The organism is Alteromonas pelagimontana (assembly GCF_002499975.2).
GTDB classification, from domain to species: Bacteria; Pseudomonadota; Gammaproteobacteria; order Enterobacterales; family Alteromonadaceae; genus Alteromonas; species Alteromonas pelagimontana.
Window position 1 is genome coordinate 1,080,583 of the sequence record NZ_CP052766.1, and the last position, 24,229, is coordinate 1,104,811.

Genomic DNA, 24,229 nt, shown 5'->3' on the forward strand with positions numbered 1-24,229 from the left:
AATAAAACGCCCTGCACCTCAGAGTCGCAGATTCACTTTATGAAAACGACGACCTATTATTCTATCATCCACATTTAAAACAAGCAGCCAGCTGGCTTACGCCCAGTCCGCTTTTCTTGGTTACCTGAATTTGGGTGGGAATGCGTTCTTTCATGGCTTCAATGTGGCTGATAACGCCAATCATTTTTCCCGAAGCGTTAAGGTTATCCAAGGCATCAAGGGCAATGTCCAGAGTTTGGGTGTCCAGAGTGCCGAAACCTTCGTCGAGAAATAATGAGTCGATGCTGGTTTTATGGCTCACCAGATCAGACAGCGCTAAGGCCAATGCCAGGCTTACTAAAAAGCTTTCTCCGCCGGAAAGGGTTTTGGTATCCCGTTCAACATCGCCTTGCCAGGTGTCCATTACAGCCAGAGCCAGACCCTCTTCATCTTTGCGCTTAAGCAGGTATCGGCCATGTAATCGCTCCAGCTGTTTATTCGCCAGATACACCAGGTTATCCAGTGTCAGCCCTTGTGCAAAACGACGAAATTTGTCGCCGTTGGCCGATCCAATTAAACCATGCAGGTAATGAAGCTCATCGTATACCTGCTTCTGTCGGCTTATATCATCGTGCAGCGCCTGCTGGCGGCCGCTTTCTTTTGCATCGGTATGCAGTTGATGAGTAATTTCACCTTTACGGCTGTACAGGGTTTGAAGTTGTTCACTGACATCAGCTAATAACGCCTGCACCTTTTCCAGTGGCACTGTCTGCCATCGCGAGGCGTGTTCGGTTTGATGCAGTGCTTGTTGCTGCTTAGTGGCCTGTTCAACCAGCGTAACGGCGCGCTGAAGGTGGGTGTCCAAACGATTTTTTAAATCTTGCAGTGTGATTCGCTCTGCTTCCGGTAACAGTGCTTGCTCAAAGTGTTGCTGGTCCTCAAACGGGCTTGCCAGCAACTGCTCTTGCCACACCTCTTCGTGCTGCGCTTTTTCACAAGCCAGTGTATCTTTGCTTCGTTGCAGTGTGCGAAGCGTTGCGCTGACCTCACCGAGCTTTTGTTCGGCCTGGCGATGGGCATGCGCTTGGGTTTGATGAATGCTATTGCTGCTCTCCACCGCTTGCTTGGCATCGCTACGCGCATCAATAACAGCTTTATCTCCAAACAGCCTGCTGCGCGTAGCCTGTAATTCCTTGATGGTTTGTAGCAATGACTGATGCTGTTTCTGCATTTCTGCCAGTTGCTGGCTGCGCTGTTCCACTTCGCGGTTAAGAGCTTTACTTTGGCTGGTAACCTCATACAGTTGTTGCGTGATGTCATCTTTTTGCTGCAACTGTGTCTGCAAGCGTTTTACATCTTCGCGCTTAGTTTCAAGCCAGCTTTGTAAGGCGCCTGCTGTCGGTGTGAATCCTGCGTCTGCGATTTGCTGGTTCAGGTTATCTCGCTGCGCTTTTGTGGTTTGGGTAAGTTTATCAATTTGCCCGGCAAGTAGAGATTTCTGATTGTGTTGATGCTCACGAGCTTGCGTAAGTAGCTTTAATTCGTTGTTAATATTTTCAACGTGGCGCTCAGCGATATCAGTTTGTTTACGCTGTTGCTGGAACGCCGCTTCTAACTCGCGACAACGCTTGATCTGCGCGCTGAGCGCCTGTAGTTCCTGCTTAAGTGATGCTTCCCACGCGGTCAGCTGGTCCTTATCTCCAATGGGGATGTCATCAATGGGAATATCGGGTTTTAATACCTCTGCAACACCTTGCCAGTCCTGCTGCAAACCGGCGAATTCTTCGTTTACCCTCGCCTGCTGTTGCTCAAGCGCTTGCAGCTTGTGCTTTACCGCTTCCAAAGAATCACGCACCGCCTGCCCTTCATCTTTTATTTGCTGACAACGCTGTTCTGCCTGCTGCTTACGCAGTAGCGTATCGGGCACGTCCACAATCATGTCGGCAACGTTGCCGTGCGCCGTTGCGCCGCACAACGGGCAGGGTTCGTGCTGCTGCAATTGTTTGCGGTAGTGCGCTAACTGCTCTTCCTGCGTAATGAGCAGGCTGAGATCGCTCACCTGCTGCTCACAAGCTTTGTACTGATGGACCAGCGCCGCGCGCTTTTCTGCTAATTGTGCGGCGATGGCCCGGCTATCAGTGATAGATTCTGATATCTGAGCGCTTTGTTCTTTCGCCTGCAAAAATCGCCGCTGAATATCCTGCGCTTGCTGCAAGTGCGGCCACAACGTATTGATGTCGTTCTGCCGATTCTCCATGGTGGGTAAATCTGCATCGTGGCTCACTGCCTGAAGCTGTTGCTGAAACTCGCTGAGTTTTTCCTGACACTGCGCTACCTCAGCGTTGGCTGTGGTAAGCTTCTCTGTCATACCATCATGCTGAGCAGCAGACTCTCGCAGCGTCGATTCAACTGCGGCGGCATCTTTTTTCAGGTCACTGAGGTCGTCTTCGTATTGATTGAGCTGCGTCAGCGTTACCGCCCATTCATTCAAGTGCTCACCCGCCTTGCTGTCGCCACTGTGATGGTGCAGGTAATCCTGTATCTTTTCCAGCTTGCCAGATAATGTCTTTTCTGAGGCTGCTAAGCGGGCTTGCTCCTGTGTTTGCTTTTGCTGTTCCTGCTGTAGCTGCTGGTAGTTGCTATTAACTTCAGAATACTGTTTTTGGGCTGCTCTTAGATCCGAATCCAGCGGTATTATTTTTTCGGTGATCAGCGCTTCTTGTTGCTCCTGAGCCTCGCGGACAGCCGTGAGTTTTTGTTGCGCAGCGGCAAGTTCGGTAGCGGTAAGGCCGCATTGCTTACGCAGTTCTTGTTCATTGGCTTGTTCGGAGTCAATTTGCTGCGCCACTGAATGCAAACGCTCGTGGGCTTGTGTTAATGCAGTGAATTGCATGCGCAATTTTTCAGCGGGTTCGCTTTGCCTTAGCCGAGCCAGTTGCGGCTCAGCATCTTTAATTTCCTGTTCGGCTTGCTGCTGTGAGTTATGGGCTTCGCTGAGGCGCTCCTTTGCCACCTGACATTGCTGCCACCACTGTTGATGTGCCTGCAAATCTTTTGCATGGCTGTCTAATTGAGATTGTTTACCCGCCAGAGTTTCCAGCTCTTGCTGTAACGCGTGCTTTTCTTCCTCAGATAATAATTGAAAGGTGTCAGCTTGCGCCTGTAGTTGAAGCAATGTCTGTTTGGCGGCGCTGTGGTATTCATGTACACGCACAGAAATCTGACCATAGATTTCTGTGCCGGTTAGCTCTTCAAGCAGCTCTGCCCGCTCTCGGTCATTGGCATTTAAGAAAGCGGCAAAATCGCCTTGTGATAACATCATTGACTTGGTGAAGCGCGCAAAATCCAAACCTGTAATACGCTCGACCTCTTCGCACTTTTGTCGAATTTGCGTTGCCAGCACCGTTCCTGATTCAACTTCTGCCAGCTCAGTGTCGGCCTGCTGCAGGTTGCCGTCTGGTTTCCCTCGCGAACGGCGCATGCTCCAGAACGCGCGGTAGGCTTTGCCTTTTACTTCAAACTCCACTTCTGCCAAACACTCTGCACTACCACGGGTCATGATGTCGTTAGACGAGGTGGAAATGGCCCCCAGCCGCGGCGTTTGGTGATATAGCGCCAGACAAATAGCATCGAGTAACGTGGTTTTCCCCGCCCCCGTAGGTCCGGTAATCGCGAACAATCCATTGTCACTAAAAGGGGATTGAGTAAAATCAATTTTCCACTCGCCTTTAAGCGAGTTCAAATTTTTAAGCCGCAGCGTAAGTATTCTCATTGGCTCGCCCCCTCGCTTTGCACATCCGAAAGAATTTGCGCAAAACGCTGGCGTATCTGCGCTTTTTCTTCTTCGCTGTCGAAGGTTTCCATCGCCAGACGTTTGGTAAATACTTCCTCAGGAGTAAGCTCTGATAACGTTTCGGCCTGTATCTGATTCAACATCTTACGCCGAGGATTTTTTACCCGCCGCAGTTGCAGCACCTCCACATTCAGCCCGTCGGTGATAGTTTGAATACGTTGCTGTAAGTCAGATAAATAATCCTGATGCTCTATTTCAATACATAACCAGACGGGGGCGCCATCATGCTCGCCATACGTTTGATGCAGCGCCTTTTCAATATGATCAAGATTACCTTTAATAACAGCCATAGCCTGAAATACAGGAACATTGATACTGCGAATAGCGGTTCTTTTAGCGCCATCGAACCCCACAATTACCACTTGTTTGGCTGATTTTAGCTCATCAAAACTCATGGCAATAGGCGCGCCGCTGTAGCGGATATGCTCAGACTTAGCGACAATTTGCGGCTTATGAATATGCCCAAGAGCGATATAATCCGCCGGTGGAAAGCCATCTGCACCGAAGCCGTCAAGGGTGCCAATATAAATATCGCGCACACTTTCTGTTTGCGACACGCCCATGGCGGTGAGATGGCCGGTGGCAATAATGGGAACATCCAGATTATCATTGATTTTTAACGTTTGCGCCCTGCTGTAAAGCCGGTGATAGTGCTGCTTAATCGCCGCCTCCAGCGCCTGGCGTTTTTCGACACCGGTTTCACCTGCACGGCTTTCCAGCACATCGCGCGGGCGAATAAAGGGAACGGCGCACAGTACCGCGCCCGGTTTGCCTGCACGATCCGGTATTACAAAAACCTGCTCATCAATACTGACACCGGTACTGGCAACAACAAAAGTATTCAGGCAGGCTAATAACTGACGGGATTCGTTTAATGTAGAAACCGAATCGTGGTTTCCGCCCAGCACGACTAACACACAATCAAGACGCTGTAAGTCCACCACAAATTGGTTGTACATTTCCCGCGCATAACTTGGCGGCGTGCCGGTATCAAAAATGTCGCCAGCAACAATGACAGCATCAATTTTTTCTTCAGCCACCTGTGTGAGCAACCATTGCAAAAAAGCCTGATGTTCATCTTTGCGGCTCTTGGTAAAAAAACTTTGCCCAAGATGCCAGTCTGAGGTGTGCAGTACCTTCATTAATTTTTCGTCCGCGCGTTGGTTGGTGTGGCCGGGGTAAAAGTTACCATACTCGCGGCAAGACGAAATAAAATTCGGCTGTCAGGCTATTAACCGGTGAATATTTGACCAACAAAAGGACAAAAGGCAGGTCACAGAGTTTATCCGGCGACTGTGGGTTACGTTACGATTAATTTATTTTATAGTAAGGCTTCAACAATAAACTCTGGGGGAAAAATGACAGGAAACGGTATTGGTGGAAAAACAGCGCAGCAGGCACTGGCAACGTTAAGCGATATGACGACAGAAGCTACGCCTATCGCGCTTGATGAGCTGCAACAACGTGTCGCCAAAGCGCAAACCTATATGCGTGAACACCAAATCAACGCCATTTACCTTAACGCCGGCACCAATCTGGAATATTTTACCGGTATGCAGTGGTACGCCAGCGAGCGTCTGGTAGGCGCCATTTTGCCTGCAGAGGGAGACATAATTTATATCGCGCCCACTTTTGAAATCGACTCGTTGAAAGAGCGTCAGATAATTTCTGGCAATATTGAAGGGTGGCAGGAACACGAGAATCCCTATGCGCTTTTCTGCCAGTTGCTGAAGCAAAATGGTGCTGTTGCCGGCGATAAAATAGGCATTGATGAGTCTACCGCTTTTTTCATTGTTGACGGTATAAATAAGCAACAGGCGGGCTTTGACATTATTAATGCCAGTGAAGTAACCGCCCACTGCCGTATGCATAAATCGGCGAATGAAATTGCGTTAATTCAACGGGCCATGGACATGACCCTGGCTGTGCATAAAGCCACGGCCAGTATTTTGCGCGAAGGCATTACCACCACCGAGGTAGAGCAGTTTATTCATCAGGCGCATAAGCAGGTTGGCGCCCCCGGTGGTAACTATTTTTGTATTGTACTGTTTGGCATAGCCACCTCGTTCCCTCACGGTGTAAAAGATCCTCAGGTATTACAAAAAAACGACTTGGTGCTGATCGATACCGGCTGTAAGTTACACGGGTATTTGTCGGATATCACCCGTACTTATGTGTTTGGTGAGCCCACTGAAAAACAGCGCTTTATGTGGGAAAGCGAAAAGCAGGCACAGTTTGAAGCCTTCGATGCTGCCAACATAGGCGTTACCTGTGGCGATGTAGATAACGCAGCAAGAACCTATCTGCAAACTCGCGGATTAGGTCCGGATTATATGCTACCCGGTCTGCCCCATCGCACCGGCCACGGCATTGGCATGGACATCCACGAGTGGCCCTACCTGGTTAAAGACAACCCGGTACCGTTAGCCACTGGTATGTGTTTTAGCAATGAACCGATGATTGTTGTGCCAGGCGAATTTGGTATTCGACTGGAAGATCATTTCTATATGACAGAATCGGGAGCCAAATGGTTTACCCAGCCTGCCAATTCTATTACCGATCCGTTTGGCAGCTAACCGTTCCCATGGCTGGTAGGGAGAGTGATTCTCACTACAAGAACGCCTTCATCTTAAAGGAATTGAAATGAAACATGTTTTGTATAACCCCTTGCGTTGGGTAACGCTGGTTGTGTGGCTGTGGGCGTCGATGCTTTCAGCAGCCCTTGCCAACAGTCAACCATTGGTTACTCACATTGAAAAACCCACCAGCGTTCTGTTTATCGGTAACAGCTTTACCTATTTCAACGGTGGTATTGAACATCACATGGTAGAGCTGGCGCGCATGACCGCGCCGAAACTTAACCCGGTGGTTCATCGCCAGACATTTCCTGGCGAAACATTGCAGGGGCACGTGGAAAAGCAAGGCTCGCAGGATGTCATTAAAGCCTTTCCGTGGAGCACTGTGGTTATTCAGGGCTACAGCAACAGGCCGCTTGCCGACAACGCCCGTTTTGAAAGATATGCCCGGGATTTGGTGAGCACCATTGAAGCCCAGCAGGCCCAACCGGTGTTTTTTATGACCTGGGCATACAACGGTAAACCTGAAATGACCGCACCGCTACATGATGCTTATCTTGACATAGCCAATGAAACAAAAGCTTTTGTTGTGCCCGTAGGCCCGGCATTTGAAAAAGCACTACAGGCCCAGCCCGAACTGAACCTGTATGCAGATGATAAACACGCTAACCTGGCAGGAACCTACTTAGCGGCCTGTGTTTTTTATGCCGCTTTTTTTGAAAATTCCCCGGTAGGAAATCCCTACCATGCAGGTTTAGGAGCCGAAAAAGCGCTGTTTTTACAACAGGTAGCGCAGAAAACTGTGCAGGAATTTTACGGGCCATCGCGGTAAAAGAGGACTTTGTCTAAGCGTTATTTATTAATGAACGATACCACCTGGAAACACTGAGACCGAAAAAGGCTCAATCTTTTCACTATATTTTGGATACTTCAATATCTTCAGAGACGACGATTCACACATGGATTCAACATCGCACGTTATGCATGCCAAAACACCGATTCTGTTTGTTATAAACTCCATTGCCTACGGCGGTGCTGAGCGCGCGTTGCTCAATATACTAAGTGTTCGTCATCGTTATCCGCAGTATCAGATCCATCTTGCGTTGCTGGATAATGAGGAAATCGTTCGGCCGCTACCTGAAGATATTATTATTCATGTACTAAACGGCGAGCGCGGCTTTGGTAAAAGCTTATTGCAGTTGTATCAGTTGCACCAGCAAATTAAGCCCAAGGTGTGTATCAGCTTTCTGGTGAGAGCAAATGTCTGCAATGCCATCATCAACCGCTTTAGTCCTACGTCAGAGGCCATCATCTGCGAGCGAATGCACCTGAGTAGTCATCTGGATGGAAAATATTCGGGGTTTAAACGAAAGCTTTATAAGCAGCTTCCAGCGTTAACGTACCGCTTTGCGTCCAAAGCACTTGGCGTATCTACTGGCGTGACAGAAGATTTGGTGGGCAATTTCAACGTACGTCGAGAGAAAGCGGGAACCGTGTTTAACCCTTACGACATCGATTTTATTCAGCAACAGGCAAAACGCGCAGCGCCAGAGAACCTGCCCAAGGAGTATGTCATCAGCGCTGGGCGCTTGTCGAAAGGCAAAAATGTTTTTAACCTGATTGATGCTTTTATTGCCTCAAAAGAAACTGCGCCCTTGGTCATTCTAGGCACCGGCGAGCAGGAAGAGGAAATTAAGGCTTATATTGCTGGGCAACAATTGCAGAAACGCGTTATTTTGGCGGGCTATAGCCACAATCCTTTTGCCATTATTCGCCGCGCGAAATACTACGTATCTTTTTCGCTAAACGAAGGGTTTCCTAATGCAATGGTAGAAGCCATGATTTTGAAACGCCCGATCATTATGAGTAACTGCCCTTCAGGTCCTGCGGAAATACTTGCAAAAAACTCGCGTTTTACCAGCGCCGAATTTGCGCCGGTGAAATATGGAATACTGGTGCCAATGCATTCTAATGAGCAAATGACGGCAGCCATTAACTTTATGCAAAATGCGCAGGAACGCAAACGGTATTCTGACGCCGCCTACCAACGCAGCCAGGATTTCGCATTAACGAAAATTGCCAGCGAATATTGGCAACAGATAGCGCAATTTACCTGATCATTTCAGTAAATAATTGCACGTGCTTTTCGGCGTTACTCTGCCAGGTGTTCAGCATTTGCTTTTTGGATGCTTCAACGGAATAATAAATCTCGTAATCTTCTACAGATATTTTACGCGCCAGTGCGGCAACATCACCCACATTAAAGAAACACTCACCGGGTAAACCGAATTCCCGGTGTGGCGGAATATCTGATACCAAAACCGGAAGATTGGCTGATAACGCTTCGGCAACTACCAGACAATAACCTTCCATGTGAGAAGGGTTTACCAGTAAGGCCGCATTACGATAAATTGCTGCTAAATCGTCATCAAAAAAAGAACCCGCAAACACCACATTATCGGAACTTAGCTTTTCCAGCTTTCGAATATAGGCGGTTGTGCCATGTCCGCCTCCTACAATAACCAGTTTATAATTTTGAATTTGCGCAAGGTTATACGCTTCGATTAGTTCGTGAAACGCTTTCGTTTCATCCAACCGCCCCACCGCCAGAATGTATTTTTTTGGCTCAAGTTCCATACGCTCAAGAACTGTCAGATCACTCTGTACCGCGTCAAAATTTAGTGATCCTGCGTTTCTAATAACCACCCGCTTACTTCTTAAAAAACGGTACTGTTGATCAAGGTATATCTGCAACGATTCGCTTACGCAAATCACTTTATTCGCAAAAATACAGCTAATAATTTCGCCAAGGCGCAAAATACTGCGCCCGGCAAAACCCCATTTGGGGCGTAGATAGTCCTGTGCGTGGTGAGTAACAATGGTTTTAAAGCCCAGCAAACGAGCAAACCAGCTAAAGAAACCCGGCCCAATACCATGCAAATGAACCAGTTTTGGGTGAAGAAACAGGCGAGCGTAAATAAGCGACACAAAAGTATGCACGAAATTTTCCAGCCCAGGCAAGGTTAGCGCTGGAATCACCTTAATTTTGATTCCTTTATAGGTGTAGCTTTTTTCACTCACGGTGTTTCTTGCCAGAATGGTGATATCCCAGTCAGTAGACAGCTGGTAGATAAGAGGATAAAGCTCTCTGCATATGGTTTCGATACCCCCAATACATAGCGGCACTCCTCTAACGCCGATCACGCAAACCTTTATCATACCGATACTATTCCTTTTGATACCTGGGTTAACGAACATTACGTCACCAACAAGGTTTTGCTATGCCTTGTACTGTAAAAACCCAAAGCGGCTATTCTCTCTGACAAGACTATTTCGATTTTACCCAAATTACAGCAGATTAGAGCGATTTCAAGCAATATAGAGGCCAGCTTAAGCTTTTTAAACTTAACCTAATCTTCACGACGGTTGTTACGCGCGATCCTGTAAGAAAGGTCAACACGCTTTTGGGGGGAAGCCGGGCGTCTGCCAACAGAGTCTTCGTCGGCGTAGACATTTATGGTTATAATACACCGGATGACATACCCTATTCCCGCACAGCGCAATGAAGTGCGCTTAGAAATAAAGAAAAGCAAATTCTTCGCCAGCGCTGGATTTGCCGATACCCGCGAAGCGGCCATGGCGATGCTGGATGATCTCCAGCACCAGTATCCAGATGCGCGGCATCACTGCTGGGCATATATATTGGGAAACCCTGAGTCTCCTGCCAGCGCTGCTATGTCGGACGACGGCGAACCCAGTGGAACGGCGGGTAAGCCGATTCTAAATGTGTTGCAGCATAAAAATATTGGCGACATTATGCTAGTGGTTACGCGCTATTTTGGTGGTATAAAACTCGGTGCGGGAGGATTAGTTCGCGCCTATTCTGCCGCTGCTCAGCAAGCCATTGAGCTACTTCCTGTACAACAACAAATAGCAATGCGCAGCGTGACGTTGTGTACCGATTTTCGACATGAGCAATATTTGCGACACTGGGTTGAGTTACAGCAAGGCAAGATAAAAGACTGCATTTATCGCGAACAGGTAGTGATGACGCTGGCTCTTCCCGCTCCAGCGTTTGAAGCACTTCCAGATCTTACAGGCAGTCTGGGCTGTACAATTTTATCTGGCAAGCATATTGCCTAACATACCCTTCTTCCCGCCTCATGCTAGCGTTACATAGGAGGTGAAAAAAGGTTACAATCAACGGGACCTTCGAATCAAGGAATGAACGGTGTTAATGCGTATTTCTCTTTTAATTCCAGTAATTTTCATTTTAATAGCGTGCAGCAAGCCTCAGCCTCCAGAGCCGTTGCACCGCTCAGTAGTCAGCGTGGATGTCGCGCCCTATGATGGCAAAAGTCAGCATATTCTTTCAGGTATTACCCAGCCAGCAGAAACCAGCCAGTTAAGCTTTGAAATTTCCGGAATTGTGAAAACCGTCAATGTGAATTTAGGCGACACTTTTGTTGAAGGCGATGTGCTTGCGACTATCGATCCTAAAATATTCGCGCTCAACGTAAAGCAGCGCAAAGGGCAATTGTCTGAAGTTAACGCACGGCTTCGCGAAGCCAAAGCTGATTTTGAGAGAAAAGAGCAGCTCATTGCCACTGGTGCGGTATCGCAAGCTGTTCTTGATGTAGCGACCACGCAGCTACAATCGCTTAATGATCAGGTCGACATTGCCCAGGCTCAGCTCGAACTGGCAGAAGAAGATCTTGCTGATACCAAACTTGTTGCGCCTTATGCCGGTACCATTGCAGAACGTCACATTGAGCCTTCACAACGGGTAACACCCGCCGAACCTGCTTTTTCTATTCAGGGAACAGGAGGCATTGAAGTGTCGGTATTGGCACCTGAAAATCTGATCAGTCAACTACACCCGGGCGATCAGGTTGATGTTACAGTATTTGCGTTAAAGGAAGCGCCCATTCCCGGCAAAGTGTTTGAAGTTGGCAGCCAAGCGCAAAGTGCCAATGCGTTTCCTGTTACTGTCAGACTTAACGACGGCTACTCGACACTACAACCGGGAATGAGCGCCGAGGTAAAGTTCACTTTTGATACAGCGACAGTCGCCACCAATACCTTTGTGGTGCCATTAAGCGCTTTAGGCGCCGCTGATAAAAATCAGCATTTTGTATGGAAAATTGTTTCCAACTCCGACAATCACACTCATACCGTCACCCGGCAGCTCGTTACGCTACTTTCGTTAAACCAAGACACGGCTCTCATTCAGGGAAATTTAACTGCTGATCTTCCTGTGGTTCGCTCTGGTGTGGAATTTTTAAAAGAAGGGGAAGCGGTGAATCTGACTTCTGACAAACCTCGATTATTTAACGAGTAAAGGGCTGATTTTATGAAGTCGTTTTCTCAACTCAGCCTGCAACACAATCGCTTGATGCTGGCTGTTGTCTTTGTGCTGATGGGCTTTGGGTTATTCAGTTATTTTAGTTTACCTGCCCAGGAAGACCCTACCATCACCATCCGCGAGGCGGTAGTAACCACACAATACCCAGGTCTACCTGCAGATAAAGTAGAATTACTGATCACCAAAACTCTTGAAGAGGCGGCTCGTAAGTTACCAGAAATTAAAGAAATTCGTTCTATTTCCATGACCGGCCAGTCGATCCTCCATGTGAAGATTCAAGACCGGTATTTTGAGCTTGAACAAATCTGGGATGACTTACGGGATGAACTGGAGCAAGTACAAAGCGATTTACCGGAAGGCACCTCTACGCCATTGGTTAACGATAATTTCGGCGATGTTGCCGTCCTGACTGTGGCTTTAGTGGCTGAGGACAGCTACACAATGGGTGAGCAATTCGATATTGCCCAGCATGTACGTGATTCCCTGTTTCGCATTGAAGGCGTAAAACGAATTGACTTACTTGGGGTATTGCCAGAACAAATTGTTATAGAAATTAACAACAGTAAGCTGGCGCAAATGAATATGTCGCCGGCACAACTGGTCGACATGTTGCAACAGCAAAATATTATTCAGCCCGGCGGAACTGTGGATACTCACGGTACCAATTATACTATTCAGCCTTCAGGATATTTTCAATCGGTAGAGGCTGTAGCCAATGCGTTAATTGCCGTTCCGGGTCAGCAGGAAACCATGCTGTTAAAGGACATTGCCACCATTAAACGCCAACCGGTAGATCCGCCCACGCGCACTGCATGGTATAACGGTCGAAAAACGATTGTCTTTGCCATAGCCCAAAATGACCATGTTGATGTATTAAAATTTTCACCGCAAATGGAAGCTCTGATCGATGAGCTGAATCAGACGCTTCCTGCGGGATTTTCCCTGGAAACCATTACCCGGCAGGCGGATGTAGTAGAACAGGCAGTTAATGGCGTCAGCATTAACGTGTTAGAAACGCTAGCCATTGTGTGTGCGGTAGTTATTCTGTTTCTGGGGGTGAGGGCCGGGTTAATTGTAGGTGCTATTGTACCGGGCGTAATCCTGCTAACCATTGCCGTAATGGCGTTTAGCGGAATGGTGTTGGAACGCATGTCGCTGGCCACCCTGATTATCTCGCTGGGCATTCTGGTGGATAACGGCATAGTTGTTGCCGAAGACTACAAACGCCGACTGGAAGACGGGGAATCCAAAGAAGATGCTCTGGCAAACTGCAGCCGGTCTCTGGCTTTTCCGTTGCTCACCTCTTCGGCTACTACCATATTAGCCTTTCTGCCGTTGATGCTTGCCGACAGTGCTGCCGGTGAATACACCCGATCTATCTCAATCATCATTTTGGTGTCGCTGCTGGTGTCATGGCTATTGTCCCAAACCATTACGCCCTACCTCTGCTATCACTTTATTTCTGCAAAAGCGGTGAAAAATCATGATGAAAAAGGAATTGACCTAACGGATCTATTTGCCAAAATTAATCCTTTTTATGAAGTTCTGCTCCGTAAAATTTTGAACTTCCGGATTACGTTTATGGCGCTGATGGTACTTCTTTTTCTGTTAGGAGGCTTTGGACTCAGTCAGGTGCCTGCTAAGTTTTTCCCCGATTCCGATCGGTCACAGATTCTGATTTATCTCGACTTGCCAGCGGGTAGTTCCATTCGTGAAACTGAGCAAGTATTACAACGGGTTTTCCATCAGCTGGATGATAAGGAGCGGTTTCCCCACGTGAAGAAACATGTGGGCTATGGTGGATTTGGCGGCCCCAGATTTGTGCTTTCCCTTACACCTGTTGATCCAGAACCTTCGAAAGGTTTCATTATGGTTGACGTGGGCGAACGTAAGTATGCGCAGCCCACTATTAATGCGTTGCGGGAAATGTTTGCCGCGGAATATCCCGGCGTGTTTGCCCAAGTGACAAAAATGTTTTTAGGCCCCTCTGATTCCAGCAAAATAGAAATTCAGGTGAAGGGCCCGGATAAAGATCTGCTGTTTCAAACCGCGCAAAAAATGGAGCACCTTCTTCAAAACCTTCCCGGCAGCTTTGACATTAAAAATGACTGGGAGAATCGTGTTACGCAGATAAAACTTGATATCAGCCAGCAAAAGGCCCGCCGCGCTGGGGTGAGTTCCAGCGATATCGCCCGTACTTTGAACACTTACTTTAGCGGGCGCGTTATTTCGGAGTTCCTGGAAGGCGACGACGTTCTACCTATTGTAATTCGCGCTAACGACAATGAGCGGTTTAATCTTGCCCGCATTGAGAGTGTGAATATTTACTCACAGTCACGTAACGTGAGCGTACCTTTAACGCAGGTAGCAGAAATCCGCTACGAAACCGGATTCTCCCGCATAAGCCGTGAAAACCTGTTTCGCACCATTACCGTGGAAGCAAAAAGTCACATCTACAACGCTGAGGAAATGGTTCCAAAGCTTGCTGATGCTGTTGCTAAACTAAGACAGCAACTTCCCTACGGTTATGTAATTGAATACGACGGCGTTATTGAAGAATCGGCTACTTCTCAGGCGTCGCTTAATAAGTATCTGCCTATGTGCCTGGGGCTGATTATCCTCATTCTGATTGCCCAGTTTCGTTCTTACCGAAAAACACTGATTATTTTATTTACCATACCTTTAATTATTATTGGCGCCGCACTGGGCCTGCTCATTATGCAGGGTAATTTCGGCTTTATGGTCATTCTGGGGCTGTACGCGCTGGCGGGCATTATCGTAAACAACGGCATTGTTCTTATTGAAAGAATTGATACTGAACGTGATGATATTGTTCGCGAAAAAGGCGATACCGGGCGAAAAGAGGAAGCGGAAGCAGTAATTCAGGCCAGCGTCAGGCGTTTGCGCCCTATTCTGATGTCAACATTCACCACTATTTTGGGATTACTGCCGCTGATGTTAAGTGGCGACGTACTGTTTTATGGCATGGCTTCCGCTATTTCTTTTGGACTGGCGATAGGTACAGTGTTGTCATTGGGGGTTGTACCTGTACTTTATTCGCTTATGTTCTCCCTTCAGCCAGAGAAATAATGAAAGAATATTTTTTGGCTTACCCACAAATATCAAACGGGTGAGATCTTCTCGACTTATAAAAGCTCCTCTTTTATTTAAGACGTTATCGAAGGATTTCCATAGAACACATGAAGTCCTCTTTAACTAACTGAAATTGTTTATACCACTCATCTACCTGTGCGCTTGATGCTAGAGTCTCAAGCTGGGCGACTGAGGCCCATAACCGCTCAAGCCCTATTTCACCAGCGGATCCTTTCAATGTGTGGCTGAGTAGGCGCACAGCGTCTTGGTCATGTCTTACAATAGCTTCCTCAAGAAGATTGATTTTATCAGGCGCGGAATTTACAAATATGGATGCTACTCTTTGTAATAATTCTTCATTGCCCATTAATCGAGATAACGCCGCCTCCCGATTCCACAGCTTATATTGTTCCTTTTCAAAATCCAAAGGTAGCTCCTTATTAATCTGTAAAAAATCGCTCGCTAAACTCGCAAATATACGTTGATTACTGTAAGCAGTTTAGCTGAACAATACGTTTATTTTAATATTGAATTCAAATTTAATTGCTGGTGAAAAAGCGATAGACGGTACACAGTAACACGTCGACGTTACCCAAACTAATATCAGAACTTCGTAACACGGTAAGCTGGCAAAGTAATAGATTGTACGTTTTCCCCAAGGATAATCCGTCCTCAATTCGTCTAAATCTCATATAAATATTGAAAAGTTAATCCAATCAGCACTATCATCTTTTTATGTTAATGCCTTACAAATTTGGAGGTCTATGGATCTGCATATCAAACCGTTTCATGAATGCAGAGTTCTAGTTATTGATGACGAACTTTCCAGCCGCATCATATTTGAGAACTTACTCAGCCCGCATTTTATTGTGAAATTGGCTGAGAGTGCCTTTGACATAGCGTCTCAATGTGAAAGTTACCAGCCAGATCTCATTTTACTCGACATGGTAATGCCAGAATTCGACGGGAAGGCGGCTTGCTCTCTTCTTAAACAATCAGTAAAAACAAAGAATATTCCTGTTATCTTTGTCACCTCATCACAAGATGAACAAACGCAAAATGAGTGTTGGGAAGTAGGAGCCTCAGATTTTGTTGTCAAGCCTGTTACACCTTCAACGTTAATCCACCGTATAAAAAATCAACTGCAAAGTAAATTGCGCGTAGATCTTCTTCAGAAGATGACATACAAAGACCCACTGACTGAGGTATACAATCGGGTGTATTTAGAGCAAGAAGTTCCCCATATCATCAAACAAGTCAATAGAGATAGACGTAGACTGGGCGTTATTGTTGTTGATATAGATTATTTTAAAAAATATAACGATACGCTGGGCCATCTTCAAGGGGATAAATGTTTAAAGGAGGTGGCTTCCTCACTTCAGAAATCATTGCATAGACCTTTAGATCGGCTAATTCGGTTTGGCGGAGAAGAATTCCTGGTGCTGCTTCCTTTTGTTGATGAGGCCGGTGTTATTACTGTGGCAGAACGCTTGCGAATAAATATTGCTCAACTAAAGCTTCGTCATGAAAGTAGCGGCTTTGGGCACGTCACCATAAGCGCGGGGGCAACGATAAATACTGTATCGACAACCAGCCAAACGAATTTAACAAAACTAATAGACACTGCAGATAATGCTTTGTATAAAGCCAAAGAAAGAGGGAGAAATAAGGTTGTCTTCATCTCTGAGACGTAGAGGGGGACTCGCCTTTTTAACTTCAATTTTCATGCGGCAGAATTAATTCCGGCTATATCTTCCAGGTTATTCCTGTTGACAGAAGGTTTAGGCAAATTTTCCAAAGGAGCGATGGTTGAACTTTATTCACGATTTACAAAATATTGTTTCTAATCAACAGCTGGATTTTGATGAAAAAGTACAAAAGTTACTTTCACTTGGCTTACTTGTCTTCGGACTAGATATTGGTCTGGTTAGTCGCGTTCAGGGAACAAATTATACGGTACTCTTTGCACAAACGCCTGATAACTCACTTACAGCAGGTACATCCTTTGATTTAGAAGGAACCTATTGCGTACATACGTTAGAAGCAAATTCTGCTATTAGTTTTCACCAAGCTTCTGAAACCGATATTGCGGAACATCCTTGCTACAAGAACTTTGGTCTGGAATCTTACATTGGTGCACCAATTCGAGTTGGCGAGTTAGTTTTTGGCACAGTTAACTTTTCTTCAGCTAAAGCTTCTAAACCTTTTACCGAGACCCATATTGATTATGTTGAACTTCTAGCCCAGTGGTTAGGCTCAGAATACGCGCGCAAAGAATCGGTCTCCCAGTTAGTGCAAGCAAATAAGATGCTTAACAAATTGGAAAATGTTGCGAAAATTGGTTCTTGGGAGGTTGATTTAGCCACTGATAAAATCACATGGAGCGATCAAACACGTAAAATTCACGAAGTCGCAAGCGATTACGTACCTGAGTTAAATTCAGCGATTCAATTTTACAAAGATCGCAGTAGAGATACCGTAACTAAAGCTGTTGAAAGCGCTGTTGCGCATGGTGAAGATTGGAATCTGGAAGTTGAACTCATTACAGCTAAAGGAAAAAATATTTGGGTTTCCACACATGGCAGTGCTGAATTTGAAGACGGACAGTGCAAAAGGTTATTTGGTACATTTCAAGATATAACTGAAGCGGTTACGTTGCGAAACGAATTAAAGAAACAAAAAATCGAAGCTGAACTAGCGCTTAGGGACAGAAGCATTCTTTTTGCAAAGGTTAGCCATGAACTAAGAACTCCCTTAAATGGCATCACCGGTATGCTTACGGCGTTAGTTGATGAAGGGAATGCTGAACGACGAAAGGAAATGCTTCAGGTCGCTTTGAGAAGCTCAGACAATCTGTTAAAAATAATCAATGAAGTGCTTGATTACTCCAAGCTTAGCCATGGCAGCATGAAGTTAGAGCCCAGCCACTTTTTGCTAAAGACGTCATTTGTTGACCTTGCGTCCATGTACCTACCCCTTTTTACTAAAAAATCGATAGACTTCTTTGTCAACTTGGATATATCCGATTCTTGTTGGGTATACGTAGATAGCACACGCTTGAGCCAGATCGTGTCAAACTTATTGAGTAACTCGCTAAAATTTACTGATAAAGGCGAAGTCAAATTAACTGCATCTGCAAAAGGGGGGAATGGTAAAGTACATTTAGCTATTGTGATAGAGGATACCGGTGTTGGCATGACTCAGCCATTTTTGAAATCAATATTTACACCGTTTCGGCAAGACATCAGAGATATTTCGGTGAAAAATAGAGGAACGGGTTTAGGGCTTTCCATCGTAAAGGAACTGGTGGACATGATGGGCGGGAGTATTAATGTCCAAAGCGAGAAAAATATAGGCTCTACATTTAGGGTGGAGCTTACGGTCGCTACTGGACAAGAAGATCTTTCCGACAGAAATGACAACGACACTGCTTTAATAGACGGTTCAAGGTTAAATGTGCTAGTTGTCGATGATAACGAAATCAATCGGCTCGTAATGGAAGCGAGTTTAAATAAATTCCATATAACGCCTGATTTCGCAGTAGACGGTAGAGACGCAGTTTATAAGTGCGAGGAAAATAGCTACGACTTAATTTTTATGGATTGTGTAATGCCAGAGCTAGATGGCTTGGATGCCACTAGGATATTGCGACAGCGGGGGTTAGTGGCAGATGAAACGGTCATTGCTGCACTTACTGCAAATACCGCAGACGCTGATAAACAAGCATGCAAAAAAGCGGGAATGAATCTGTTTATTGCTAAACCCTTTAAGATGAAAAGCATATACACTGCTGTGGAAAGCGCATTAGCCAAAATAAATTTACGATAACCGATACGACAAAAATGAGCGGCTAAGTTAGTGTTAACGGCTTAGAAAGTAAGTTTACAAGTGTTCGCTGAAATTTTAGACTGACCACAGATACAACAGAAAAGGAAGTACCATGTCGTATCTTCCCCATTGCGCGTATTCCGTTATTGAAGAAAGACTGAATAGTCTGAGTCATGGACTGGGGCTTATTGCCGCCATCGCCGGCACGCTCTTTTTGTTGTTAAGAGCTGAAAATCCGCTATCAACTACTGCCTCGGCAGTTTACGGCTCAACGCTCATTCTCATGTTTTTAAGCTCTACTCTTTACCACGGTATCCATCATTGGCGGGCAAAAGGCTGGCTTAAGCTTCTCGACCATAGCGCTATTTATCTTCTCATCGCGGGAACCTACACCCCCTTTCTCGTAGTGTCTATCGGCGGTTGGTTGGGAATAACTATGACAGCACTAATTTGGACATTTGCGCTCATCGGCGTAACTTTTAAAATAGTAGCCCAGCACCGTTTTCCAAAGGTATCGGTAGCCACGTATTTAATGATGGGATGGTTTGCGCTGGGGCTGATTTACCCATTATACATGTCGCTTCCAGGCGCCGGTTTATGGTTAATTATTGCTGGTGGCTTTGTTTTAGCGTCGGGGTTTTATTTTACGTGGCGAAAAAAGTAAAATACACTCATGCCGTTTGGCATCTTTTTGTTCTCGGTGGTTGTGTGTGCCACTACTTTTCAATTTATTATTACGTGGTATGACATCGGCGGCTACGTTGCAAATAAGGATTTATGGCTCACCCCCCTGATATAGATTACAGCGAATCATTCTCTGGATTTAAAATAGCTGGCGGAAGTATTTGCCTGGGTACTGCGCCTGATGCGAAGCGCTGCGTTGCTTTGCGCAATGCTGGATTTACCCATATTGCCACGGTGCAAACCTCCGACGAAAGTGCAAGAACAGTGCAACATGCTGTCCAGGAGAGCGGGGTTACATGGATTTGGCTCCCTTTTGAACATACCATCCAATGTAGCGAAAGCGAGCAGGCCCACCTACAACAATATATCGTTGAGCTTCAACAAACGCTGCAAAAAGCCGGTAGCGTTTACCTTCATTGCGATAATTCATTAAGACGTTGTGGCTTGCTCTTCTTTGCTCTTTGCCACTATCTGCGCCTGCCCTCTGCCAATGCGTACTCCGCTTTACACTGCTTTGATGCCAAAAGTGCCAACGGTTTGCCTCGCCAAGAGTTGGAATGGGCCGCGGCATTAGGTTCTTCATTGCGCTAAATTTGCCTCCCCAAGACATCGAATTTTCGCTTCAATTGTTCTCTGGGTGGATGAACAGTTAATACTACTGCCATAATTACGATCTACTGTGATGGCCGTGGCATCAATTCTGCTTAAACTGCGTAAGTTGCTTCAACTGTTTAAGTTGACGCAGTGACAATCCGGTCGTGACTGCCAGTTATCATTCATGCCCATTTAAGGCCCGTGGCGAGCAAGGTAAAACCTGTTTTGCTGAGCCTCATAGGTAAGCCAGGGAGAGATTGCCGTTGATTTTTAAGCGATAAGTGAAGATTTCTTAGCCTAACTGCTGGAGCATGGATGCTCCAGCAGAGCCATCAGGGATGTTTTTGCGGCGTTTCGGATGAGAAATTTAGCTTATTTCTTTAGACTGCTGATTTTTTTAGCATTCATGCTCTTGCTCTGATCGGTAAGCGTTTTTAGAAGAAGATCGATGAAGATCACAGCAACGGGAAACGCTCCACCAAAGAAGATTGAAATATATCAAAGTAACTAAACCGAATTGGCGGTAAATCAAGTATGTATTTACCCAGCTGATTCCCCATTCCCTCTCTAAGGAGATCAGGATGCAAATATCCCCTTTTTACTCGCTATTTATCATTTTTCTTCTGTCTGCCGGCTCAGCATTGACTGCCTGTGCTCCAGTAAGTTCGCAGACAACACAAGCGCCCTCTTTTCCTGGTCAACCTGGCAACGCTGCGCTGCAAAAGATTGAAGAACAACAAATTACAACAGTGGAAGAGGCGACCACATTGGTTGCTAATCTTGCGGCAGCAAAAAAATATAGCCGATTGATGAAGAACCTGCCTACAGCCGACAATACTCAGGCTGCCGAGCTACTTATGCAATTGCGTTCTGGCACGCCACTTCTCCAGGCGGTAAATCAGCTCGTTGCTGATAATCCTGAAGCTACTAGAGCTTACGTTAAAGCCGCTATGGTGTTGTTCCCGCTCGAAAGGTATGAGGTTTATCGCAGTTTAAAAGCCTCATCAGAAATTGAAGCAGGAAAATTGAATAAATGGGCATCTTCGGCGGGCGTTCTTGTCGCAGAGACCGTCCCTGTTGCACTGTCAAATGATGGCAGTGTATTTATTCAGCCACTAATCGAATCAGCCAGCGTTACACTTTCAGGCGTGACCGAAACAACGCAAGCCACATTACAATATCGCGAAGCGGGAAATTCTGATACACCATGGAAGAGTGGCCGGGAGCTGGTCTGGGAGCCTGTAAATAGTGTGCTGACAGGTCCCATTGTCTATTTACAACCCGCCACCTCTTATGAAATAAAAATTTCGTTGAAGGAAGGTGACCGCGTAACGGATGAAATATCCCAGAAATTTACTACACGCCCTGATAAGCCGCCTTTTGACCCTGCTAAAACCTACAAGCTAGCCGACATTTACCGCGGCGGAACGCTGGATTTAGAGGAACTCAATATTCAGGGAAGCCCAGACGGCTGGGTAAAAATTGTTGGCGATGAAAACACGCCCATTGTCGCCGACGAGGATGACAAGCACGCTATTTTCGTTGGTGACAACAGCTATATTTATTTCGAAAATATCACCGTTCGTGGCGGTCGCGTACATGCAGTATATGGTGAAAACGCTCACCACCTCTGGATAAACAAGTGTGATATTTCGAATTGGGGCCGAGAGCCAAAAATCATGAAGAATGGCATTGCCTTTGAGGAAGAAGGCGCCGGGCCAATAAACTATGATGCAGGTCTTTATTTTCGTCAGTCGGGTGTCATTACCGTGGAAAATTGCTACGTTCATGATCCTGTTCCCTCGGCCAATGACTGGTCCGTTGCCCATCCTAAAGGGCCCACAGCATTTCTGGCCCATGCCAATCATCCAGATCCTGAATTTAAGGGGCAGATAATCCTACGCAACAATGTCTTTACCGGCGCACCGGATCATCGCTTCAATGATGTGATAGAGGGTAGAAAAAACGCAGAGGCGTTAGGCGGATTTGTCCGCGATTCAGCAATTTACAACAACATTTTAGCCTACGCCAACGACGACGGTATTGAACTGGACGGCGGACAAAGCAATGTATTGTTCTACAACAATGACGTGTCGCACACTTATACAGGCATAAGCGCCATTCCAGTAAGAGTAGGCCCGAGCTTTATCTTTAACAACTTTATCCACGATCTTGGCGATCAAACCGGCAAGCAGTGGGCAGCAATAAAACTGGGAGGCTTACTAACCGCACCCATGGGCAGAGCCTATATTCTGCACAACCTCATCACGGTGGCCCGAAACGGTTTAACGGCATCACGCTTTCAGGACGACAGTACGTTTTGGATATTGGCGCAGAACAATATTATTGTCACTGAAAAAGATAACAATATGGTGGGCTATAACGTGTATGATCCGGAACAGTTCGCTGGCTCTCTTTTCATCAATAACTTTATGTATAATGTCGCCAGCGGCGAGCCCAAGGTTAATGCCGTAATCACCGAACCATACGTTTATGAAAAGCTTCAGTCTCTTCATGGCGTTCAGCAGGTACTGGAAGCGCAAGGCAGTATGTTGTTGCCGGTATGCGACAAATACTACATTAATAACATCACGCAACTTTCTGAAGATGGCAAAAACTATATTTATGGGATCATCAAATAAGGCGAGCAATTGGCTCGCCTATTGCAACAATCAGTTATTCTTACAGGGAACGTATTTCAGCCCATGTCGTTAAAAGCCAAATCCATTGCCGGGGCATTTTTCAGTTTATCTGCCAACGGCTTTGCACAAATCATAAATTTTATTGTTTACGCCATTATGGCTCGCATTCTCGGCGTAGAAGAATTCGGCCTGGTCGCCATTTGTTTAATGGTGGTGGAGTTTTGTAATTTATTTGTCACTGTGGGTATAAGCCAGAATCTTATTCAGCGCAAAGAGTGGGACAACGATTTTGCCAGTCTCTCATTTTGGGTACTGATGGTGGTCTCGGCAGGCATTGCGGCGCTGATCTTTGCCGTAGCAGTGCCTATAGCTTATTACACCTACTCTGAGCTGGCGGCGCAACTTATTGCCGCACTTGCCATCATTCCCATTTCTAATGGATTCAGATTAATTCATAAATCCAAGCTGGAGCGGGAATTCCAAAATAAGAAATTAGCGGCTTACGATACCGCTGGCGTAATAATCGGCGGTATTGTGTCTGTAGTAACAGCCTTGCAGGGTTTCGGAGCCTGGGCGATTATCTATGGGAAGGTTGCGCAAAGCGTGGTGTCTACCGCGTTAACCTGTGCCAAATCTGATTTTCGTCCGCAAAAGGTCAAAGACAAAAGTCATCTACCGGAAATTATTTCTTTTTCTAAACCGCTTATTGCAATGTCTTTCGTAAACTTCTTTTCGCAGAAAACATCTAATATCGTGATTGCGTTTTTCCTCGGCGCCGCGACTTTTGCTTATTCATCAGTGGCCAGACAAGGCTTTTCTGTGATTAACAATCTTACCTTCCAGCCGTTAAACAGAATAGCACTGGCTGGGTTAGCGCGGGTTGACGAACTACGGTTGAAGAAAACTTTTAATCGAATCGTCAGCATGACTGCTATATTTGTTACCCCTATTTATTTTGGAATTGGCGCAGTTGCTCATCCTTTTATCGATTTGGTGTTTGGCGATAAATGGACTTCCAGTGCGTATCTTTTGTCTATTCTTGCCATCATGGCTCCCACACAGGTAATGGCTTACTACTTACCTAATCTGCTAATTTCCCGCGGATTACCGGGCCAGGCATTCAAGCTGAACATGATTAACCTTGTGGTGAATATGGCTCTGCCAATTATGGCGGTTCCATGGGGGCTATATGCGGTTATTGTTGCACTGGTCGTGGCGAATTACGTCACTGTGATTCTGAAGTTTAATGTGGTGAAGAAGCATTTAGGCATTGGAATTAGCGATGCCATTAAACATACCTGGATGTTTTCATTAGCGGGATTTACCATGTTTGCCAGCGTGCTTTATCTTGAGCGTATGCATGTGCTGCCTATTACCAACGTCTTTCTTGAACTAGCGGCCTTGGTAGGTATTGGAGCGATAATTTACGGTCTTATCCTGTTATTGTTCTTCCGACAAAAAACCTTCTCTGTCATTGGCGAACTTAAAAGGAATCCTATGCCAAAGAAGGTCGTAAAAGATAATCAGGTAGAGGCGTGATCAGGAAATGGTAAATGAAAGGCCGGTGAAAAAGTTCATCGGCCTTTTGCGGTTATACTAATCCCCCTTGATGTGT

15 protein-coding genes and 1 pseudogene are annotated in these 24,229 nt (G+C 46.1%); 12 read left to right on the forward strand and 4 right to left on the reverse strand.

Annotated elements, in window-relative coordinates; all coding sequences use genetic code 11:
* Positions 1–64: 64 nt before the first annotated feature.
* Together CA267_RS04970 and sbcD are read right to left on the reverse strand one after the other, a co-directional pair.
* Complete coding sequence (locus tag CA267_RS04970; protein WP_075608515.1) at positions 65–3,751, reverse strand: AAA family ATPase; 3,687 nt, start codon at positions 3,749–3,751, stop codon at positions 65–67.
* On the reverse strand, positions 3,748–4,974 hold the full coding sequence (sbcD, locus tag CA267_RS04975; RefSeq protein WP_075608514.1) for an exonuclease subunit SbcD: 1,227 nt from the start codon (positions 4,972–4,974) through the stop codon (positions 3,748–3,750). Before sbcD ends, CA267_RS04970 begins: the two co-directional genes overlap by 4 nt.
* A 216-nt stretch (positions 4,975–5,190) precedes the next feature.
* Between sbcD and CA267_RS04980 the strand changes: the two genes are divergently transcribed.
* The 3 genes from CA267_RS04980 (at position 5,191) to CA267_RS04990 (ending at position 8,525) form a co-directional block, all read left to right on the forward strand.
* Positions 5,191–6,408 (forward strand): M24 family metallopeptidase, encoded by a 1,218-nt coding sequence (locus CA267_RS04980; protein ID WP_075609989.1) that lies wholly within the window; start codon positions 5,191–5,193, stop codon positions 6,406–6,408.
* Between the two features lie 67 nt (positions 6,409–6,475).
* Positions 6,476–7,240, forward strand: a complete 765-nt coding sequence (locus tag CA267_RS04985; RefSeq protein ID WP_083638317.1) for a DUF4886 domain-containing protein — start codon at positions 6,476–6,478, stop codon at positions 7,238–7,240.
* Positions 7,241–7,367: 127 nt separating this feature from the next.
* On the forward strand, positions 7,368–8,525 hold the full coding sequence (locus CA267_RS04990; RefSeq protein ID WP_232367599.1) for a glycosyltransferase: 1,158 nt from the start codon (positions 7,368–7,370) through the stop codon (positions 8,523–8,525).
* Here CA267_RS04990 and CA267_RS04995 read toward each other — a convergent pair.
* On the reverse strand, positions 8,518–9,627 hold the full coding sequence (locus CA267_RS04995) for a glycosyltransferase family 4 protein (RefSeq protein WP_075608512.1): 1,110 nt from the start codon (positions 9,625–9,627) through the stop codon (positions 8,518–8,520). The two genes, CA267_RS04990 and CA267_RS04995, sit on opposite strands and share 8 nt — an antisense overlap.
* Before the next feature lie 315 nt (positions 9,628–9,942).
* Between CA267_RS04995 and CA267_RS05000 the strand changes: the two genes are divergently transcribed.
* From CA267_RS05000 to CA267_RS05010, 3 genes are all read left to right on the forward strand, one after another.
* A complete protein-coding gene (locus tag CA267_RS05000) occupies positions 9,943–10,551 on the forward strand; it encodes a YigZ family protein (protein WP_075608511.1) in 609 nt (202 codons plus the stop codon).
* Positions 10,552–10,645: 94 nt separating this feature from the next.
* Complete coding sequence (locus CA267_RS05005; protein ID WP_075609987.1) at positions 10,646–11,749, forward strand: efflux RND transporter periplasmic adaptor subunit; 1,104 nt, start codon at positions 10,646–10,648, stop codon at positions 11,747–11,749.
* A gap of 12 nt (positions 11,750–11,761) precedes the next feature.
* Entirely contained in the window at positions 11,762–14,863 is a 3,102-nt protein-coding gene (locus CA267_RS05010; protein ID WP_075608510.1) for an efflux RND transporter permease subunit, read from the forward strand.
* 85 nt (positions 14,864–14,948) lie between these two features.
* Here the strand turns inward: CA267_RS05010 and CA267_RS05015 are convergent, their stop codons facing one another.
* Positions 14,949–15,293: an Hpt domain-containing protein gene (locus tag CA267_RS05015; RefSeq protein ID WP_075608509.1), complete on the reverse strand. Its 345-nt coding sequence runs from the start codon at positions 15,291–15,293 to the stop codon at positions 14,949–14,951.
* Between the two features lie 337 nt (positions 15,294–15,630).
* Between CA267_RS05015 and CA267_RS05020 the strand changes: the two genes are divergently transcribed.
* The 6 genes and pseudogenes from CA267_RS05020 to CA267_RS05045 all read left to right on the forward strand — a co-directional run bounded on the left by CA267_RS05020 (position 15,631) and on the right by CA267_RS05045 (position 24,153).
* The gene (locus CA267_RS05020; protein ID WP_075608508.1) at positions 15,631–16,560 is read left to right on the forward strand and encodes a diguanylate cyclase; all 930 of its coding nucleotides are present in this window, start codon (positions 15,631–15,633) and stop codon (positions 16,558–16,560) included.
* A gap of 115 nt (positions 16,561–16,675) precedes the next feature.
* Entirely contained in the window at positions 16,676–18,694 is a 2,019-nt protein-coding gene (locus CA267_RS05025; protein WP_075608507.1) for a hybrid sensor histidine kinase/response regulator, read from the forward strand.
* A 112-nt stretch (positions 18,695–18,806) separates the two neighbouring features.
* Positions 18,807–19,441: pseudogene (gene trhA, locus CA267_RS05030) on the forward strand (PAQR family membrane homeostasis protein TrhA).
* A gap of 30 nt (positions 19,442–19,471) precedes the next feature.
* Entirely contained in the window at positions 19,472–19,969 is a 498-nt protein-coding gene (locus tag CA267_RS05035; RefSeq protein WP_075608506.1) for a protein-tyrosine phosphatase family protein, read from the forward strand.
* 584 nt (positions 19,970–20,553) lie between these two features.
* Positions 20,554–22,614, forward strand: a complete 2,061-nt coding sequence (locus tag CA267_RS05040; RefSeq protein ID WP_075608505.1) for a right-handed parallel beta-helix repeat-containing protein — start codon at positions 20,554–20,556, stop codon at positions 22,612–22,614.
* Between the two features lie 9 nt (positions 22,615–22,623).
* Positions 22,624–24,153, forward strand: a complete 1,530-nt coding sequence (locus CA267_RS05045; RefSeq protein ID WP_097349113.1) for a lipopolysaccharide biosynthesis protein — start codon at positions 22,624–22,626, stop codon at positions 24,151–24,153.
* Positions 24,154–24,229: the final 76 nt, after the last annotated feature.

What these genes read in the sequence shown, in the direction of transcription:
- CA267_RS04970 (WP_075608515.1), bottom strand. Translation starts at nt 3,751, where the DNA reads ATGAGAATACTTACGCTGCGGCTTAAAAATTTGAACTCGCTTAAAGGC.
- sbcD (WP_075608514.1), bottom strand. Translation starts at nt 4,974, where the DNA reads ATGAAGGTACTGCACACCTCAGACTGGCATCTTGGGCAAAGTTTTTTT.
- CA267_RS04980 (WP_075609989.1), top strand. Translation starts at nt 5,191, where the DNA reads ATGACAGGAAACGGTATTGGTGGAAAAACAGCGCAGCAGGCACTGGCA.
- CA267_RS04985 (WP_083638317.1), top strand. Translation starts at nt 6,476, where the DNA reads ATGAAACATGTTTTGTATAACCCCTTGCGTTGGGTAACGCTGGTTGTG.
- CA267_RS04990 (WP_232367599.1), top strand. Translation starts at nt 7,368, where the DNA reads ATGGATTCAACATCGCACGTTATGCATGCCAAAACACCGATTCTGTTT.
- CA267_RS04995 (WP_075608512.1), bottom strand. Translation starts at nt 9,627, where the DNA reads ATGATAAAGGTTTGCGTGATCGGCGTTAGAGGAGTGCCGCTATGTATT.
- CA267_RS05000 (WP_075608511.1), top strand. Translation starts at nt 9,943, where the DNA reads ATGACATACCCTATTCCCGCACAGCGCAATGAAGTGCGCTTAGAAATA.
- CA267_RS05005 (WP_075609987.1), top strand. Translation starts at nt 10,646, where the DNA reads ATGCGTATTTCTCTTTTAATTCCAGTAATTTTCATTTTAATAGCGTGC.
- CA267_RS05010 (WP_075608510.1), top strand. Translation starts at nt 11,762, where the DNA reads ATGAAGTCGTTTTCTCAACTCAGCCTGCAACACAATCGCTTGATGCTG.
- CA267_RS05020 (WP_075608508.1), top strand. Translation starts at nt 15,631, where the DNA reads ATGGATCTGCATATCAAACCGTTTCATGAATGCAGAGTTCTAGTTATT.
- CA267_RS05035 (WP_075608506.1), top strand. Translation starts at nt 19,472, where the DNA reads ATGGCTCACCCCCCTGATATAGATTACAGCGAATCATTCTCTGGATTT.
- CA267_RS05040 (WP_075608505.1), top strand. Translation starts at nt 20,554, where the DNA reads ATGCAAATATCCCCTTTTTACTCGCTATTTATCATTTTTCTTCTGTCT.